This window comes from Streptomyces sp. NBC_01235, from assembly GCF_035989285.1.
In the GTDB taxonomy this organism is placed as follows: Bacteria; Actinomycetota; Actinomycetes; order Streptomycetales; family Streptomycetaceae; genus Streptomyces.
In genome coordinates, this window is record NZ_CP108513.1 from 1,702,907 (window position 1) to 1,719,198 (window position 16,292).

Genomic DNA, 16,292 nt, shown 5'->3' on the forward strand with positions numbered 1-16,292 from the left:
GTGCCGGGACTTGAGCAGCCGGACGGAAACGCTGGGCACGGTCTTGGTGGCGTCCACCCCCTCGGCCGGCAGCGCGTGGCCGGCGGGTCGACCGCGAGTGATGGGGTCCTTCAGCCGACGGGACCCCGGCCGGACGCTCTCGTGCTCCCACCCAAGGGCCTCGGGTGGGAGCACGGCCTGCTTCGGGCGCAGGTCACCGCTTCTACAGAGCCGGGGTGGCGGGCCCGGGGCACGCCACCCCGGGCACGCTCAGCCGACCTTGGTCATGTTCCACTGCTGCGGGGCGCCGCCGTTGGGGGTCCACTGGATGACCTGGGTGTTGTCCGCGGCGTTGTTGGAGTTGTCCAGCGCCTTTCCGCTGTGCCGGTTGATGAGCCGGAACGCGCCGCCGCCCAGCGCGGTGACGGCCCACTGCTGCTGACGACTGCCGTTGTCGGTCCGCTGCACCATCACTGCGCTGTCGGAGGTGCTGTTGTTGTCGTCGAGGGCCTTGCCGCTGCGGACGCAGACCAGCTTGTAGTAGCCGTGGCCCAGGTCGGTGACCGTCCACTGCTGCGGCGAGCCGCCGTTGGCGGTCCACTGGATGATCGGGCTGCCCTCGTTGCCGGTGTTGCCGTTGTCGAGAGCCTTGCCGCTCTGGGCGCAGACCAGCCGGTAGACACCGCCTGCCAGGACGGCGGGCATACCGTTGACCTCCACACAGACCACGGAGTCGTTCGCGTTGGGCGCTGTGCTCGGCACGCTGACGTTGATCTGCCCGCCGCTGACCCAGTAGTTGAGGTTGGTGCCGGGGTTGTTCATCAGGTACACGCGGTTGATCGTGTTGTACACCGCCGGAATCTGCAGGGTGCCGCCCGTGGGCCAGTTGAAGACGTGGGCGAAGAGCTTGCCGTTCTTCTTGGTGATCTTGCCCCAGGACGGCTCGGTGGCGAAGGGGCTGCCGCTGGTGCCGTGGATGCCGTCGCTGTGGGTGGCCATCCACGAGGCCAGGCCGTTCAGAACGGTCACGGATCCGGGGGTCATGGAGCCGTCGCCCTTGGGACCGATGTTGAGCAGGTAGTTGCCGTCCCGGGAGATGACGGTGACCATCTCCTGGATGATGTCCTTGACGGGACGGTAGAGGCCCTCCGCCCAGTCGGTGTAGCCCCAGTTGCCGTTCATGGTGGCGCAGGTCTCCCACGGCCGGTCCATCGGCTCGGCGGGAACCGTCTGCTCCGGGGTGACGAAGTCACCGAGACCCTGGTCCCGCTTGACACGTTCGTTGACGACGAGGCCGGGCTTGCGCTGCATCAGCCACTTGTACAGGTCGTCGCCGTCGGACTTGGCCCACCAGTCGCACCAGTCGCCGTCGAACCACAGGACGGCCGGGTCGTAGCGGTCCAGCAGTTCCTGCAGCTGGCCCTTCATGTCGTTGATGTAGCCGGTGCGGGCCGCCGGGTCGATGGTGGAGTCCCAGTTCTGGGGACGACAGGTCTGCGAGGGGTGGTTCCAGTCCATGATCGAGTAGTAGAGCCCGAACTTGACGCCCCGGTTGGTGCACTCGGTCTTCAACTGGGCCAGCAGGTCGGGCTGGAAGTTGCTGTAGTCGTGCAGGTTGTACTGCTTGGTGCCGGTGGTGTCGGTGAAGCCCGCGACGTCGGAGTCCCACATCGCGTAGCCCTCGTGGTGCTTGGAGGTGATCACGAGGTACTTCATGCCGGCGTTCTTGGCCAGCTCGGCGATCTGGGCGGCGTTGAAGGTGGACGGGTTGAACTGCTTGCTCACGTTGTTCTGCCAGTCGGCCTTGGACCAGTGGTTCTGGCTGAACTCCCACTCGCCCTTGCCGTAGTAGGAGTAGGACCCGAAGTGGATGAACATCCCGAACCGGGCCTGGTACCACCAGTCGAGCTTCGCGTCGACGCTGTAGGCCTCGGCCGTCGTGGGCCACAGGGCCTGCGGCAGACCGAACGCCACGGTGCCGCCGGCGAGGGCTGCGGCCTTGATGAGGGAGCGCCTGCTGAGGGGAGCGGAGGACATCGTGCGGCTCCTGGAGGGTGAAGGACACAGGGTGTCGGTGACTGCTCGTCCGCGCTACCGCGCAGACGGCGGAGTACGGCGGCTCGTGTCCGGCCGGGGCTCAAGCAACTCCCAGGGACATCGGATGTATTAACAGACACAGTCGCACCCCGCGTCTAGAGTGACGACAGAGAATTTGGAAATGCCCTGTTCATGACCCCACGGCCAGAGTTCGGGGGCAGAAGACATAGGACCTCTATCGAGGTCTGGTCAGAGGTGGAAAAGAGCACGGCTTCGCAGCGCGGCCACCGGGCCACGCTGCGAAGCCGGACGGTCTCGGTGCCCTCGGCTACGCGTCCTCCACCACGACGATGTCCAAAGTCCTGGGCCCGTGCACGCCCTCGACACGGTCCAGTTCGATGTCGCTGGTGGCCGAGGGGCCGGAGATCAGAGTCAGCGGGCGGGTGGGATCGAGCAGGCGCAGTGCCTCGGGTACGTCGGGAGCGATCTGGTCCGCCCGGACCACGCAGATGTGCTGGTCCGGAAGCAGGGTCAGGACCCGCCGGCCCTGCCCCGCACCGTGGTCAAGGGTCACGGTGCCGGTGACGGCGATGGCGACGGCGACGGTGGTGACCACGGCATCCGCCGCGTCGAGTTGTCCGACGGTCAGCGGCGGGACATCCGTCAGCAGGGACCAGGGGCCTTCCGGGACCAGGTCCTCGGGAAGCCCGGGCGGTACCACCAGGGACCGTGCTCCGGTGCGGGCCAGAGCGCGACCGACCGCCGCCGCGGCATCGGACGGCGGAACACGGACCACCGTGGCGCGGTACTCGGCGGCACGCTCGGCGAACAGCCCGACGACGTCGGGTCCGGCGTGGTCGGCACGGCGACCCTGCGAAGGAATCACGTCGTCGGGGCGCTCGGAATCCGGCACGCCGGACAGCGCTCCTTTGACCGCGCTCAGGACGGTCTCGCGGCCGTTCATCGTCATCCCTTCCTCTCCGCCGTCGTACCGCTGTCTTCGCTCGTGGGTGGTCGCGTACGGCGCCACCAGGCGCGCAGGGACTCGCGGGCCGGCGCCGGGGTGTCCCGGGTGCCCGACCAGCGGGCGAACGGACCGGGCAGTGCGCCGATCCGGCCGTCACGGGCCACCAGCCGGGCTCCCATGGCAGCGAGCCGCTGTACGGCGGCCAGCCGCCGCGGTGAGCCCAGGACGGCACCCGCGGCCTTCATGGCAAGTGCCTCGGTTGTGGGGAGCAGTCGGTCCCGGCGCTTGGCCTCCACGGCCTCGGCGCGCAGATGGACCAGTACCTCGGGGATGTTGATCTTCACGGGGCAGGCGTCGTAACAGGCGCCGCACAGGGTCGAGGCGAAGGGCAGTGAGGCCGCGTTCTCGATGCCGACGAGCTGCGGGGTCAGGACGGCGCCGATCGGCCCGGGGTAGACCGAACCGTAGGCATGACCCCCCGTGCGCTCGTACACCGGGCAGACGTTGAGGCACGCCGAGCAGCGGATGCAGGCGAGGGCCTGGCGGCCCACCTCGTCGGCGAGGGTGGCGGTGCGGCCGTTGTCGAGCAGCACCAGGTGGAAGTTCCGGGGACCGTCGCCCTCGGTGACGCCGGTCCACAGCGAGGTGTACGGGTTCATCCGCTCGCCGGTCGACGAGCGGGGCAGGAGCTGGAGGAACACGTCCAGGTCGGCGAAGGACGGCAGGACCTTCTCGATGCCCATGACGGTGATCAGGGTCTCCGGCAGGGTCAGGCACATCCGCCCGTTGCCCTCCGACTCCACCACCGCGATCGTTCCGGTGTCGGCGGCCGCGAAGTTGGCGCCGGAGACGGCGACCTTGGCCCGCAGGAACTTCTCCCGCAGGTGGAGCCGGGCGGCCTCGGCGAGGTCGCGGGGCTCGTCGGTGAGGTCCTCGGGGGCGGGCCTGCCCCACTCCCCCATCTCCCGGCGGAAGATCTCCCGGATCTCGGAGCGGCCCCGGTGGATGGCGGGCACGAGGATGTGCGACGGGCGGTCGCCGCCCAGCTGCACGATGAGTTCCGCGAGGTCGGTCTCGTAGGCGCGGATGCCCGCGTCCGCGAGCGCCTCGTTGAGGCCGATCTCCTGGGTCGCCATCGACTTGACCTTGACGACCTCGTGCTTCTCAATGTCACCGCCGCCGGTCGCCTTCACCAGGGCGGTCACGATGCGGTTGGCCTCGGCGGCGTCCGACGCCCAGTGAACCACTCCCCCCGCGGCGGTCACCGCCTTCTCCAGGCGCAGGAGATGGTGGTCGAGATGACGGAGGGTGTGACGCTTGACCGACGCGGCCGTCTCCCGCAGTTCCTCCCAGTCCTCCAGTTCGGCGGCGACCGCCAGGCGCTTGTCCCGGATGGTGCCGGTCGCCCGGCGCAGGTTCGCCCGCAGCCGGGTGTCGGCGAGCGCGGTGCGCGCCGCCTCGGGGAAGGCCGGGGCGCCCAGCCATACGACGTTGTCGGCACCGCTCACCGCAGGTCCCCTTCCGTGGAGGCCAGGATCTCGGCCAGGTGCATCGTGCCGACGCCGGTACGGAGCCGGGACAGGCCGCCGCCGATGTGGGTGAGGCAGGAGTTGTCGCCCGCGGACAGGAACTCGGCGCCGGTGTTCTGCACATGGCGCATCTTGTCGGCGAGCATGGCGTTGGACACGTCGGCGTTCTTCAGCGCGAACGTGCCGCCGAAGCCGCAGCAGGACTCTGCGGCGGGCAGTTCGACGAGGTCGATGCCCTTCACGGCGCGCAGCAGCCTGAGCGGCCGGTCGCCGACCCGCAGCATGCGCAGCGAGTGGCAGGTCGGGTGGTAGGTGACGCGGTGGGGGAAGCAGGCGCCGACATCGGTGACGCCGAGGACGTCGACGAGGAGTTCCGACAGCTCGTACACCGTCGGGACGACGTGCTCGACCGCCTCGGCGAGCGCGGCGTCGCCGTATTGGGCGGCCACCACACGATGGTGGTCGCGCACCATGCCCGCGCAGGACCCGGAGGGGGCGACGACGGCGTCGTAGCCCGCGAAGACCTCGGCGAAGCGGCGGACCATGGGCAGGGTCTCGGGGCGGTAACCGGTGTTGAAGTGCATCTGGCCGCAGCAGGTCTGGCCCTGCGGGAACTCCACGGTGTGGCCGAGGCGTTCCAGCAGTTCGGTCACCGCGCGACCGGTGCGGGGGAACATCGTGTCGTTGAAGCAGGTGATGAAGAGGGCTATGCGCATGGGGTTTCCTGGAGTGGGGCCGGCCGTGCGGTGACGGGCAGGTCGTAGGTCCGCACGGCCGTGCCGGTGAAGACGTCATGGCGCTCGGCCGGCCCGAGCCCGGCCGTCAACTCGCGTGCGACGGCGATCACTTGGGCGTACGTGGCGGCGAGCCGACAGACGGGCCAGTCGGAGCCGAACATCAGCCGCCCGGGTCCGAAGGCGTCGAGCACGGTGTCGGCGTACGGCACGAGGGCCGCGGTGGTCCACGAGCCCCAGTCGGCTTCGGTGACCATGCCGGAGAGTTTGCAGACGGTATTGGGGAGGGCGGCGAGGCGCCGGATCTGCTGCGCCCAGGGGCCGAGTTCGCCGGACGCGATGGGCGGCTTGCCGAGGTGGTCGAGGACGAAGGTGAGGCCTGGCAGGCGCTCCGCGGCCTCGACGGCCGCCGCGAGTTGGTGGGGCTTCACCACGAGGTCGTGGACGAGTCCCGCATCGGCGACCGCGGAAAGGCCACGCAGAACCTCGGGACGTACGAGCCAGCGCGGATCCGGCTCGCCCTGCACCTGGTGGCGGATGCCCACCAGGTGCTCCCCTCCAAAACCCGCGCGCAGCCTCGCGAGGGTCTCGGCGACATCGGGGGCGGTCAGGTCGGTCCAGCCGACGACCCCGGCGACCAGGTCGCTGTCGGCGGCCAGGGCCAGGAACTCCGGGGTCTCCTCCGGTACGGTGATCGTCTGCACCAGCACGGTGGCGGTGACACCGGCCGCACGGGCCTCCGGTGCCAGGTCCGCGAGGGTGAAGTCGCGTCGCAGCGGGGCGAGTTCGTCTCCGCTGATCCAGTCCTGGTCGCGGACGGACAGGTCCCACATGTGGTGGTGGGCGTCCACGATGCCGGGCACGGTCTCCGCTCCGGTCACCGTTCCCACACCACCGGCAGCGAGGCGTCCGCGCCCTGCGCGGGGTAGTCGTGGACGACGTCGAGCAGGTCGGCCGTCCGGGCCTGCCAGGCGATGTTGACGGGCAACTTGTCGAGTTCGACGATCGTCGTCCGGCAGTCCTCGGCCTCCGGCACATGGAACAGGTCCGCGCCTCCCCACGCTCGGCTCCGCTCGCGCGGGGACCCACACCGCCGGATCGTCCATTCCCTCACCCCCGCGGCGCGGATGGCGGCGGTGAGTTCCTCGGGCACCTCGCGGTGCGCGGCCTCGTACGGCTCGATGCGGTCGGCGCGGACCTTGGTGTGCAGGGCAACCCTCATGACGGTTCCTTCGACGGCATGGCTTCCCCGGTCGGCGTGGCTGCCCCGTTTGGTGCGGGGACCGGTGTGTCCGGGTCCAGCAGTCCCTCGGCGCGCAGTTCGTCCCACAGGGCGTCCGGAATCGGGCGTCGCAGCTGCTCCACCGTGTCGCGCACCTCCTCGGGAGTGCGCGCGCCGGTCAGGACGCTCACGACCGCGGGATGGCCGAACGGGAAGCGCAGCGCGGCGGCACGCAGCGGCACGCCGTGGCGTTCGCAGACCGCGAGGAGCCGCAGCGCCCGGTCGAGGACCGGCTGCGGAGCGGGTGCGTAGTCGTATGTGGCGCCGGGCCGGGGGGCCGTCAGCAGCCCGGAGTTGAACACCCCTCCGATGACCACGCTCCGGCCGCGGGCGGCTGCCTCCGGGAGCAGGTCGGTGAGCGAGTCCTGTTCCAGGAGGGTGTAGCGGCCGGCCAGCAGCACCACGTCGATGTCCGTCTCACGCAGGAACCGGGCGGGCAGGGCGGACTGGTTCGTCCCGACGCCGATCGCTCCGATCACGCCTTCGGCGCGTAGCCGATCCAGCGCCGGGTACGCCTCGCGCAACGCCTGGTCGGCGTGGTCGTCGGGGTCGTGCAGCAGGGCCACGTCGACGCGGTCGACGCCGAGACGTTCCAGGCTCGCCTCCAGGGAGCGCAGCACTCCGTCGGCGCTGAAGTCCCAGACCCGGCGGTGGGTGGCCGGGACGGCGAAGCCATGGGCGAGGTCGTCGCCGGCGCCGCCCTGCGGATTCGGCACGAGAAGCCGGCCCACCTTGGTGGAGAGCGTGTAGGTGTCACGGGGGCGGTCGCGCAGCGCCGCGCCGAGCCGCCGTTCCGACAGGCCGAGACCGTAGTGGGGCGCGGTGTCGAAGGTGCGGACACCGGCGTCCCAGGCCGCCTCCACCGTGTCGTGGGCGGCCTCGTCGGTGACCGGGTGGAAGAGGTTGCCGAGGGCGGCACAGCCCAGCGCCAGTTCCGAGACCGGTACCGCGCTGCCGCCCAGCCCGGTGGTCCTCACGACCGGTCCACCGGGCGCAGCCGCAGTCCCTGCATGCCGCCGTCCACCGCGAGCGCGGTGCCGGTGACGGACGCCGCGGCCGGACTCGCCAGGTAGACGATGGCGGCCGCCACCTCGTCGGCGGTGATCAGGCGTCCCAGGGGCTGGCGGGCGTTGAGGGCCGCGCGCTCGGCCTCGGGATCGTCGGCCGCGTCCAGCAGCCGCGATACCCATGGTGTGTCGGCGGTGCCGGGGTTGACGCAGTTGACGCGGATGCCCTCGCGGACGTGGTCGGCGGCCATGGCGAGAGTCAGTGAGAGGACCGCACCCTTGCTGGCGCAGTACAGGGCGCGCTGAGGCAGTCCCGCGGTGGCGCCTATCGAGCACGTGTTGACGACCGCCGCGTGCGCGGAGCGGCGCAGGTGGGGAAGGGCGGCGCGCGTGGTGCGGACGATGCCGAGGACGTTGACGTCCAGGACCCGGTGCCACTGCTCGTCCGGGTTGTCCTCGACGGTGCCCACCGCGCCGATGCCCGCGTTGTTCACGAGGATGTCCAGGCCGCCGAGCCGCTCGGCAGCCTGTTCCACGGCGGCGCGCACGGAGACGTCGTCGCTGACGTCTGCCTTCAGGCCGAGCAGCGGTTCGCTGACGCCGCCCGGATCGAGGTCGAGCACGGCCACTGCCGCACCCTGCGCCGCCAGTGCGCGGGCCGTGGACAGCCCGATGCCGGACGCGCCCCCGGTGACGGCGGCCCTGAGCCCTGACAGACCGGTCATGCCACCTCCTCCTGAGCTGCGCGGTCGGCGACCCAGAACGTGCCGTCCGGGTAGCGGTATTCGACGATGGACTCCTGCCGCATGGTGGCCGAGAAGCCCGGCGCGAGCGGCGCGGTGTAGTGGCCGTCGCGGATGACCACGGGCGCCGTGAAGTGCTGGTGGAGGTGGTCGACGTACTCGATCACGCGGTTCTCGGTGGTGCCGGACAGCGCCAGGTAGTCGAACATCGACAGGTGCTGCACCAGCTCGCACAGGCCGACGCCGCCGGCGTGCGGGCACACCGGCACCCCGAACTTCGCGGCGAGCAGCAGGATCGCGAGGTTCTCATTGACTCCGCCGACGCGGGCCGCGTCGATCTGGAGGACGTCGATGGCGCCGGCCTGGAGGAGCTGCTTGAAGACGATGCGGTTCTGCACGTGTTCGCCGGTGGCGACCTTCACGGGGGCGACGCCCCGGCGGACGGCGGCGTGGCCGAGGATGTCGTCGGGGCTGGTGGGCTCCTCGATCCAGTACGGGTCGAACTCGGCGAGCGCCTTGGTCCACTCGACCGCCTCGTCCACGTTCCAGCGCTGGTTGGCGTCGATGGCGATGCGGATCTCCTCGCCGACGGCGGCGCGGGCGGTGCGCATGCGGCGGATGTCGTCGGCGAGGTCGGCGCCGACCTTGAGCTTGATCTGGGTGAAGCCGTCGGCGACGGCCTGCTTGGCCAGCCGGGTGAGCTTCTCGTCGGAGTAGCCGAGCCAGCCCGGTGAGGTGGTGTAGCCGGGGTAGCCGCGCTCCAGCAGGACGGCCTCGCGCTCCGCGAGCCCGGTGCGGCCCTCGCGCAGCAGTTGGAGGGCGTCCTCCGGAGTGAGGACGTCGGCGATGTAGCGGAAGTCGACCTGGGAGACCAGCCACTCGGGGTCGGCATGGGCGAGCAGCCGCCACAGGGGCAGTCCGGCGCGCTTGGCGGCCAGGTCCCACACGGCGTTGACGACGGCGCCGATGGCCATGTGCATCACGCCCTTCTCGGGGCCGAGCCAGCGCAGCTGGCTGTCCCCGATCAGGTCGCGGTTGACCGAGCCGGGGTCGGCGCACAGCTCTTCCACCGAGCGGCCCACGAGGTGGGGCCGCAGGGCGCCGATCGCGGCGACCTGGACATCGTTGCCGCGTCCGATGGTGAAGGTGAAGCCGTGGCCCTCGTGCCCGTCGCCGGCGTCTGTGCGCAGCACGACATAGGCGGCGGAGTAGTCGGGGTCCGGGTTCATCGCGTCGGAGCCGTCCAGTTCCCGCGAGGTGGGGAAGCGGACGTCGTAGGTGTCGACGGCGGTGATCCGGGCGGAGGTTGTAGTCAAGGTGGTGCTGCCTTTCACGCTTGGGCGAAGGTCTGGCGCTGGCTGCCGAGGCCGTCGACAGAAAGCTCGACGGTGTCGCCGGGGCGCAGGAAGGGAGTGCCGGGAAGCCCCAGAGCCACGCCCGCGGGCGTACCGGTGTTGATCACGTCCCCCGGTTCCAGGACCATGTACTGGCTCAAGTACGACACGATGTGGTCGACCGGGAAGATCATGTCGCTGGTGTGGCCGTCCTGCCGCTTCACGCCGTTGACGCTCAGGTGCAAACCGAGGTTCTGCGGGTCGCCGGCCTCGTCGGCGGTGACCAGCCACGGGCCGAGCGGGTTGAAGGTCTCGCAGGACTTGCCCAGGTCCCACTGCGGCGAGTACTCCAGCTGGAACTCGCGCTCCGAGACGTCATGGCTGATCGCATAGCCCGCGATCACGGCGCGCGCGGCCTCGGGGCCGTCGAGGTAGCGGGCCCGCCGTCCGATGACGACCGCCAGCTCGACCTCCCAGTCGGTCTTGACCGAGCCTCGGGGGATCAGCACCTCGTCGTACGGGCCGACGACCGTGCCCGGGTCCTTCATGAACACCACTGGGCGCGCGGGAATCGCCGCGCCCGTCTCGGCAGCGTGGTCGCGGTAGTTGAGACCGACGCAGATGACCTTGCCGGGGCGGGTGACGGGTGGGCCGATCCGCAGACCGTCCTGGTCGAGCTCGGCCGGCTCTCCCGCCGCGACGGCCGCGCGGGCCCGCTCCACTCCCCCGGAGGCGAGGAAGACCCCGTCGATGTCCGGGGTCACTGAGGACAGGTCCAGCAGCCGGCCGTCGTCGGTAAGGACAGCGGGCCGCTCCTGACCGGGGGCGCCGACTCGTAGCAGTTTCACTGGGGGCTCCCTTGCCATGCGGGTCTCGTCTGAGAGGTGGTCGGCCGTAGGGCCGGGCCGCCTGCGGTGCGCCGGGCCGGACCTGCCGACGGGCTTCGCCCATCACATCGCAGTCATCGGATGTATGGCGGCACAGTGACCTTAGATGCGGGGATCGCACCTGACAATGGATTCCTCGGATGTATTTCGTCGGCGTGGCCGGCCAAGCGCTCACCAAGGCAGATTCACCATGGTCACGCATGGCCACGAGGTCGACACGTAACCCGCCATCCGATGAATCCAAGGTGAGCTGCAGGCCCATCTCCCCTGGTGAGAGCGAGGTCGGCAGGAATCCTCCGGCCACCCCGAGGGGAATGCGGCCCTCGGGGCCCGCTTCTGCTCCCTCCCCACCGCTCGAGGCGGCCCCGTTGCTGAATCGTGAGCTGCTGCGGCGCATCGCCCGTCAGGCACGAAGGCAGAAACCCTGCAGGTCGCGCGGGTGGTCAGCACGGATCACCGAGGCCGGAACGGCACCTCGACGCCCTACGGCGTGATGTCCCACAAATCTCTGGCGGCGAACTCTTGTCAACGTCGGCAACGTCGCCGTAACGTCCTCACGTCCGAGATACATCGGAGGAATGCTCGCAGCATTCAGTGCGCCCGTTCGGCTCGCATCCGCACGGTCGCGTCGCCTCCGCATCCTCGGTCCCCGGCTGACCCTCACACCCATCCCTCAGGGCACGATCCGCGCATTTTTCGCGCCGGATCGGCAACTGCCCGTCCGGCGACCTCGCCCCTCCCCCGCAGGCAGGTACGCCCTCACCACCGTTGCCCTGCGGCCCAGTGCCCCTGGCTAAGGAGAGAACACGGCCATGAAGCTCGCTCGCACCCGCTCCACCGCCGCAGCCGCCACCGCCGTCCTCGCGGTGCTGGCCCTCGCCACCGCGTGCAACCGCGAAAGCACCGGCTCGGCCGCCTCGGGCGGTGACAAGCCCGCCATCGGGATCGACCTGCCGCGCTCCGACTCCGACTTCTGGAACTCCTACGCGCAGTACATCGAGAAGGACGTCAAGTCCGACGGCATCAAGGCGCTGCCGATCAGCAACTCGCAGAACGACGTCACCAAGCTGGTCGCCAACGTGCAGGTGTTCCAGAACACCGGGGCCAAGGCCGTCGTCATGGCGCCCCAGGACACCGGCGCCATCGCCTCCACCCTCGACACCCTCGCGTCGAAGAAGATCCCCGTGGTCAGCGTCGACACCAGACCCGACAAGGGTGACGTCTACATGGTGGTCCGCGCCGACAACAGGGCGTACGGCACCAAGGCCTGCGAGTTCCTCGGCAAGCAGCTCGGTGGCAAGGGCAAGGTCGCCGAGTTCCAGGGCGCTCTGGACTCGATCAACGGGCGCGACCGCTCCGAGGCGTTCGCCGCATGCATGAAGCAGAAGTTCCCCGGCATCAAGGTCTTCGAGCTGCCCACCGACTGGAAGGGCGACGTGGCCTCCGCCAAGCTGCAGAGCCTGCTCGCCCAGCACCCCGACCTGAACGGCATCTACATGCAGGCCGGCGGCGTCTTCCTGCAGCCGACGCTGGCCCTGCTGGAGCAGAAGGGCCTGCTCAAGCCCGCCGGGCAGAAGGGTCACATCAGCATCATCTCCAACGACGGCATCCCGCAGGAGTTCGACGCCATCCGCAAGGGACAGATCGACGCCACGATCTCCCAGCCCGCCGACCTCTACGCCAAGTACGCGCTGTACTACGCCAAGGCCGCCGCCGAGGGCAAGACCTTCAAGCCGGGTGCGACCGACCACGACTCCACCATCATCAAGCTGCCCAACGGTCTCGAGGACCAGCTGCCCGCCCCACTGGTCACCAAGGACAACGTCGACGACAAGACCCTGTGGGGCAACAACGTCGGCTGATGACCGTCAGTTCCTGCCCGCCGCGTCGGGGGAGGGCAGCCCCCGCCCCCGACGCCTACCCCGCCCCGCCGGGGCGGGTACCCGCCCGCGCCCCTCGGCTCCAGCCTCCGTACACGAAGGACGGTATCCACCATGGCGGACACAGCGACCGCCCCGGCGACCGGCCCCGGCACTTTGGCCCCTGTGGCCGAGGCGACCGGCATCAGCAAACGATTCGGCCCGACCGTCGCGCTGCGCGACGCCCGTATCACCATCGCCCCCGGCGAGGCGCACGCCCTGGTCGGACGCAACGGCGCCGGCAAGTCGACGCTCGTGTCCATCCTCACCGGCCTCCAGCAACCCGACACCGGCACCCTGCGCTTCTCCGGCGAGTCGGCGCCTGCCTTCGGCGACATCGACGCCTGGCGCTCACGCGTAGCCTGCGTCTATCAGCGCTCCACCATCATCGGTGACCTGACCGTCGCCGAGAACCTCTTCCTGAACCGGCAGAGCTCCGGGGCGGTGCAGCCCATCCGCTGGAAGCAACTGCGCCGGCGGGCCGAGGAGCTGCTCGGCGAGTACGGCGTGGCCGTCGACCCGACCGCGCGGGCCAAGGACCTCACCGTCGAGCAGCGGCAGTTCGTCGAGATCGCACGGGCCCTGTCGTTCGGCGCACGCTTCATCATCCTCGACGAGCCGACCGCGAAACTCGACGCCCGCGGCATCGACCGGCTGTTCGGCAAGCTCCACGACCTCCAGCGCCAAGGCGTCGCCTTCCTGTTCATCTCCCACCACCTGCAAGAGGTGTACGACCTCTGCACCACGGTCACCGTCTACCGTGACGCGGCCCACATCCTCACCGCGCCCGTCGCCGAACTCGGCCACCAGGCGCTGGTGGAGGCCATGACCGGCGAGTCGGCCTCCACGGTCAACGCCACCGCCGGCCGGTCTCCGGTCGCGCCGGCGAATGCCCCGGAACTGCTGGCGGTCGACGGCCTGACACTGCCCGGCGTCTGCGAGGACATCTCCCTCTCGGTCCGCTCCGGCGAGGTCGTCGGGCTCGCCGGCGCCACCGCCAGCGGCAATGTGCAGGTGGGTGAGGCGATCGCCGGTCTGCACCGCGCCAAGGACGGCCGGATCACGGTCGGTGGCAGGAGCGTGCGCACCGGCAGTGTGCCGTCCGCGCTCACCGCCGGAGTCGGTCTGGTCCCCGAGGACCGCCACCTCCAGGGCCTGGTGAACAACCGCAGCGTGGCGGAGAACGCGACGCTCACCGTCACCGACCAGCTCGGTCCGTTCGGCACGGTGCTGCCGGCCCGCACCAAGGCGTTCGCCGGGCGCATGATCCGGGACCTCGACATCAAGACCCCGGGAGCCGCCACGCCGGTCTCCGCACTCTCGGGCGGCAACCAGCAGAAGGTCGTCGTCGCCCGTGCCCTGGCCACCGATCCGCACGTCCTGGTGGCCATCCGCCCCACCAACGGGGTGGACGTCAAGTCCAAGGAGTTCCTCCTGGGCCGCATCCGGCAGGTCGCCGACGGCGGCAAGGCCGCACTGATCGTCTCCGACGAACTGGACGACCTGAAGGTCTGCGACCGGATCGTCGTCATGTTCCACGGGCGCGTGGTCGCCGAGCTCGACCGCGGCTGGAAGGACGAAGTCGTCGTCGCCGCCATCGAGGGCGTCAGCGGCGACACGGCCCGCGCCACCGCGTCCCCCGCATCCGCCGTACCCGCCTCAACCGGCGCAGACGAGCACGGAAGGTAGTCATGTCCGCCACCACAGATCTCACCGACCCCGCAGTGAGCAAGGCTGAGCCGGCCGCCGCGGACGCCACGGGCCGCCGGGTCGACCTCGGGCGCTTCCGTGAACTGTCCCTGGTCCCGGCGATCCTCGTCCTCGGCCTGATCGGGTTCATCGTCTCGCCGGCCTTCCTGACCGCCGACAACCTCATCGGTGTGGCCCAGCAGTCCACCGAACTGAGCCTGCTGGTGCTCGCCACGACCTTCATCCTGGTCGCCGGACGGATGGACCTGTCGCTCGAGTCGACCATCGGTGTGGCTCCCGTCATCGCCGTGTGGCTCGTCCTGCCGACCAGCGGCGGCCGGTTCAACGGGCTCGGTCTCTTTCCCGAGTGGACGGCGATCCCCCTCTGTCTGCTGGTCGGCGCGGTGATCGGTGCCGTCAACGGCTTCCTCATCCTCAAGCTGCGCCTCAACGGCTTCATCGTCACCCTCGGCGCCCTGACCATGCTCCGCGGCCTCCAGGTCGCCCTCTCCGAGGGCCAGTCGATCGTCGAGCTGCCCTCCTCCTTCACCTACTTGGGCAAGGCGTCCTGGCTGGGCGTACCCGCCGCCATCTGGGTGTGCGCGCTGCTCTTCGCCCTCGGCGGCAGTGCACTGGCCTGGCTCCGGCACGGCCGGGCGCTGTACGCGATCGGCGGCAACGCTGAGGCGGCCCGCACCGCGGGCATCCGCGTCGACCGCATCGTATGGATCGTCCTCATCCTCGGCAGCGTCCTCGCCGCGTTCGCCGGCATCCTCTACAGCGGCCACTACGGCTCCATCTCCGCCACCCAGGGCAGCGGCTGGATCTTCCAGGTCTTCGCCGCGACCGTCATCGGCGGAGTCAGCCTCAACGGCGGCAAGGGCTCGGTGTTCGGCGCCCTCACCGGCGTCCTCACCCTCCAGCTTGTCGTGAACGTCATGACGCTGGCGGGCGTACCGCCGCTGTGGAACCAGTTCCTCAACGGAGCGATCATCATCGTCGCCTTGATCATCTCCCGCTTCGCCTCCGGCGAGAAGCAGGAATGACCCCGTACCGCAAGCGGCTCCGCCGGCCCGCGTCAGGCCCGGCGGAGTCGCCGGCGGGCGCGTCCCGACTCAGAGAGGCACCCTCGTGGCACTGACGGACGAGGCGATCGACAAGATCAAGGCGATGATCGTCGCCGGTGAACTCGCGCCCGGCTCCCGGCTTCCCAAGGAGGAGATCCTCGCCGGACAGCTCGGCCTGTCCCGGAACTCCCTGCGCGAGGCGGTCCGGGCGCTGACGGCCATGCGCATCCTGATCACCCGGCAGGGCGACGGCACATACGTCTCCAGTCTGGAGCCCCATCTCCTGCTGGAGAGCCTCTCCTTCGCCGCCGACGTCTCCCAGGGCCACACGGCTCTGCAGTTGCTCCAGGTACGAAGACTGCTCGAACCGCAGGCGACAGGCCTGGCCGCCGCGCTGCTCAAGCAGGAGGACCTCCGGGAACTGCGCAACATCCTCGAGCGGTCCCGGACCGTCGCCACCGTGGAGGAGTTCGTCGCCCACGACATCGCCTTCCACCTCAGGATCGTCGAAGCGGTCGGCAACCCCGTGCTGTCGATGCTGCTGCAAGTGCTCTCCACCCGGACCCAGCGTGTCCGCATCGTCCGCGGCAGCCAGACCAGTCACGCCCTGCAGAACGCCCACGCCGACCACGAGCAGATCCTCAGCGCGCTTCAGTCACGCGACGCCCTGCTCGCCGCCGCTGCGGCGACCGTCCACATCACGGCCGTGGAGCAGTGGCTGGCCACCAGTCTGACCGACGACCCGATACGAGCGATCGACGACTGACCTCGCACGCTCCCATTCGGCCCCCGCCGCCATCCGGTCCCCCCTCCCACGCACCGACCGGGTGGCGGCGGGCCATGCCCGCGCACCGGCGCCACCTCGCATCCGGTCGCACCGGCGCCCGGTCCGGTTCGGGCTCGCGCCATGAATTCACGGGAGGAGCGGTCGCCTGCCCGGTGGTCTGGGCACCGTGGGCTCCTTTCCGGGTGGGGCGCCGTGGGCTGGTTACCGGCGGCGCCGGGGAGGGGCTGGGCTGATGCGGCGACTGTCGGCAGGTTGTTGTGTCCGTTCAGTGCGGGCGGAAGGGCGCCAGACAAGGGATGACCGACCAGCGGGAAAGGAGCATGGAGCATCT

The 16,292-nt window shown here is 70.2% G+C and carries 14 protein-coding genes; 4 read left to right on the forward strand and 10 right to left on the reverse strand.

The genetic code is table 11. From position 1 onward, the window contains the following. Positions 1-249: 249 nt before the first annotated feature. From OG289_RS07075 to OG289_RS07120, 10 genes are all read right to left on the reverse strand, one after another. A complete protein-coding gene (locus OG289_RS07075; RefSeq protein WP_327313137.1) occupies positions 250-2,016 on the reverse strand; it encodes an alpha-L-fucosidase in 1,767 nt (588 codons plus the stop codon). Between the two features lie 328 nt (positions 2,017-2,344). After that, positions 2,345-2,986: a LutC/YkgG family protein gene (locus OG289_RS07080; protein WP_442818877.1), complete on the reverse strand. Its 642-nt coding sequence runs from the start codon at positions 2,984-2,986 to the stop codon at positions 2,345-2,347. Continuing rightward, positions 2,983-4,491, reverse strand: coding sequence for a LutB/LldF family L-lactate oxidation iron-sulfur protein (locus OG289_RS07085; protein ID WP_327313138.1), 1,509 nt, complete (start codon positions 4,489-4,491; stop codon positions 2,983-2,985). The genes OG289_RS07080 and OG289_RS07085 overlap by 4 nt, the downstream gene beginning before the upstream one ends. Beyond that, positions 4,488-5,228: a (Fe-S)-binding protein gene (locus OG289_RS07090; protein WP_327313139.1), complete on the reverse strand. Its 741-nt coding sequence runs from the start codon at positions 5,226-5,228 to the stop codon at positions 4,488-4,490. Before OG289_RS07090 ends, OG289_RS07085 begins: the two co-directional genes overlap by 4 nt. Beyond that, positions 5,219-6,127 carry an amidohydrolase family protein gene (locus OG289_RS07095; RefSeq protein WP_327313140.1) on the reverse strand — a complete coding sequence of 303 codons (909 nt, stop codon included), beginning with the start codon at positions 6,125-6,127 and terminating at the stop codon, positions 5,219-5,221. The genes OG289_RS07090 and OG289_RS07095 overlap by 10 nt, the downstream gene beginning before the upstream one ends. Then, complete coding sequence (locus OG289_RS07100) at positions 6,124-6,468, reverse strand: L-rhamnose mutarotase (RefSeq protein ID WP_327313141.1); 345 nt, start codon at positions 6,466-6,468, stop codon at positions 6,124-6,126. The genes OG289_RS07095 and OG289_RS07100 overlap by 4 nt, the downstream gene beginning before the upstream one ends. Next, the gene (locus OG289_RS07105; protein ID WP_327313142.1) at positions 6,465-7,505 is read right to left on the reverse strand and encodes an aldo/keto reductase; all 1,041 of its coding nucleotides are present in this window, start codon (positions 7,503-7,505) and stop codon (positions 6,465-6,467) included. The genes OG289_RS07100 and OG289_RS07105 overlap by 4 nt, the downstream gene beginning before the upstream one ends. Next, complete coding sequence (locus OG289_RS07110; protein ID WP_327313143.1) at positions 7,502-8,260, reverse strand: SDR family NAD(P)-dependent oxidoreductase; 759 nt, start codon at positions 8,258-8,260, stop codon at positions 7,502-7,504. The genes OG289_RS07105 and OG289_RS07110 overlap by 4 nt, the downstream gene beginning before the upstream one ends. Then, entirely contained in the window at positions 8,257-9,594 is a 1,338-nt protein-coding gene (locus OG289_RS07115; protein WP_327313144.1) for an L-fuconate dehydratase, read from the reverse strand. Before OG289_RS07115 ends, OG289_RS07110 begins: the two co-directional genes overlap by 4 nt. A 14-nt stretch (positions 9,595-9,608) precedes the next feature. Next, entirely contained in the window at positions 9,609-10,460 is an 852-nt protein-coding gene (locus tag OG289_RS07120; RefSeq protein WP_327313145.1) for a fumarylacetoacetate hydrolase family protein, read from the reverse strand. An 851-nt stretch (positions 10,461-11,311) separates the two neighbouring features. Here OG289_RS07120 and OG289_RS07125 point away from each other — a divergent pair. The 4 genes from OG289_RS07125 to OG289_RS07140 all read left to right on the forward strand — a co-directional run bounded on the left by OG289_RS07125 (position 11,312) and on the right by OG289_RS07140 (position 15,940). Further along, on the forward strand, positions 11,312-12,361 hold the full coding sequence (locus OG289_RS07125; RefSeq protein ID WP_327313146.1) for a sugar ABC transporter substrate-binding protein: 1,050 nt from the start codon (positions 11,312-11,314) through the stop codon (positions 12,359-12,361). 132 nt (positions 12,362-12,493) lie between these two features. Beyond that, positions 12,494-14,107: a sugar ABC transporter ATP-binding protein gene (locus OG289_RS07130; RefSeq protein ID WP_327313147.1), complete on the forward strand. Its 1,614-nt coding sequence runs from the start codon at positions 12,494-12,496 to the stop codon at positions 14,105-14,107. Positions 14,108-14,109: 2 nt separating this feature from the next. Further along, a complete protein-coding gene (locus OG289_RS07135) occupies positions 14,110-15,153 on the forward strand; it encodes an ABC transporter permease (RefSeq protein ID WP_327313148.1) in 1,044 nt (347 codons plus the stop codon). A gap of 85 nt (positions 15,154-15,238) precedes the next feature. After that, positions 15,239-15,940 carry a FadR/GntR family transcriptional regulator gene (locus OG289_RS07140; RefSeq protein WP_327313149.1) on the forward strand — a complete coding sequence of 234 codons (702 nt, stop codon included), beginning with the start codon at positions 15,239-15,241 and terminating at the stop codon, positions 15,938-15,940. Positions 15,941-16,292: the final 352 nt, after the last annotated feature.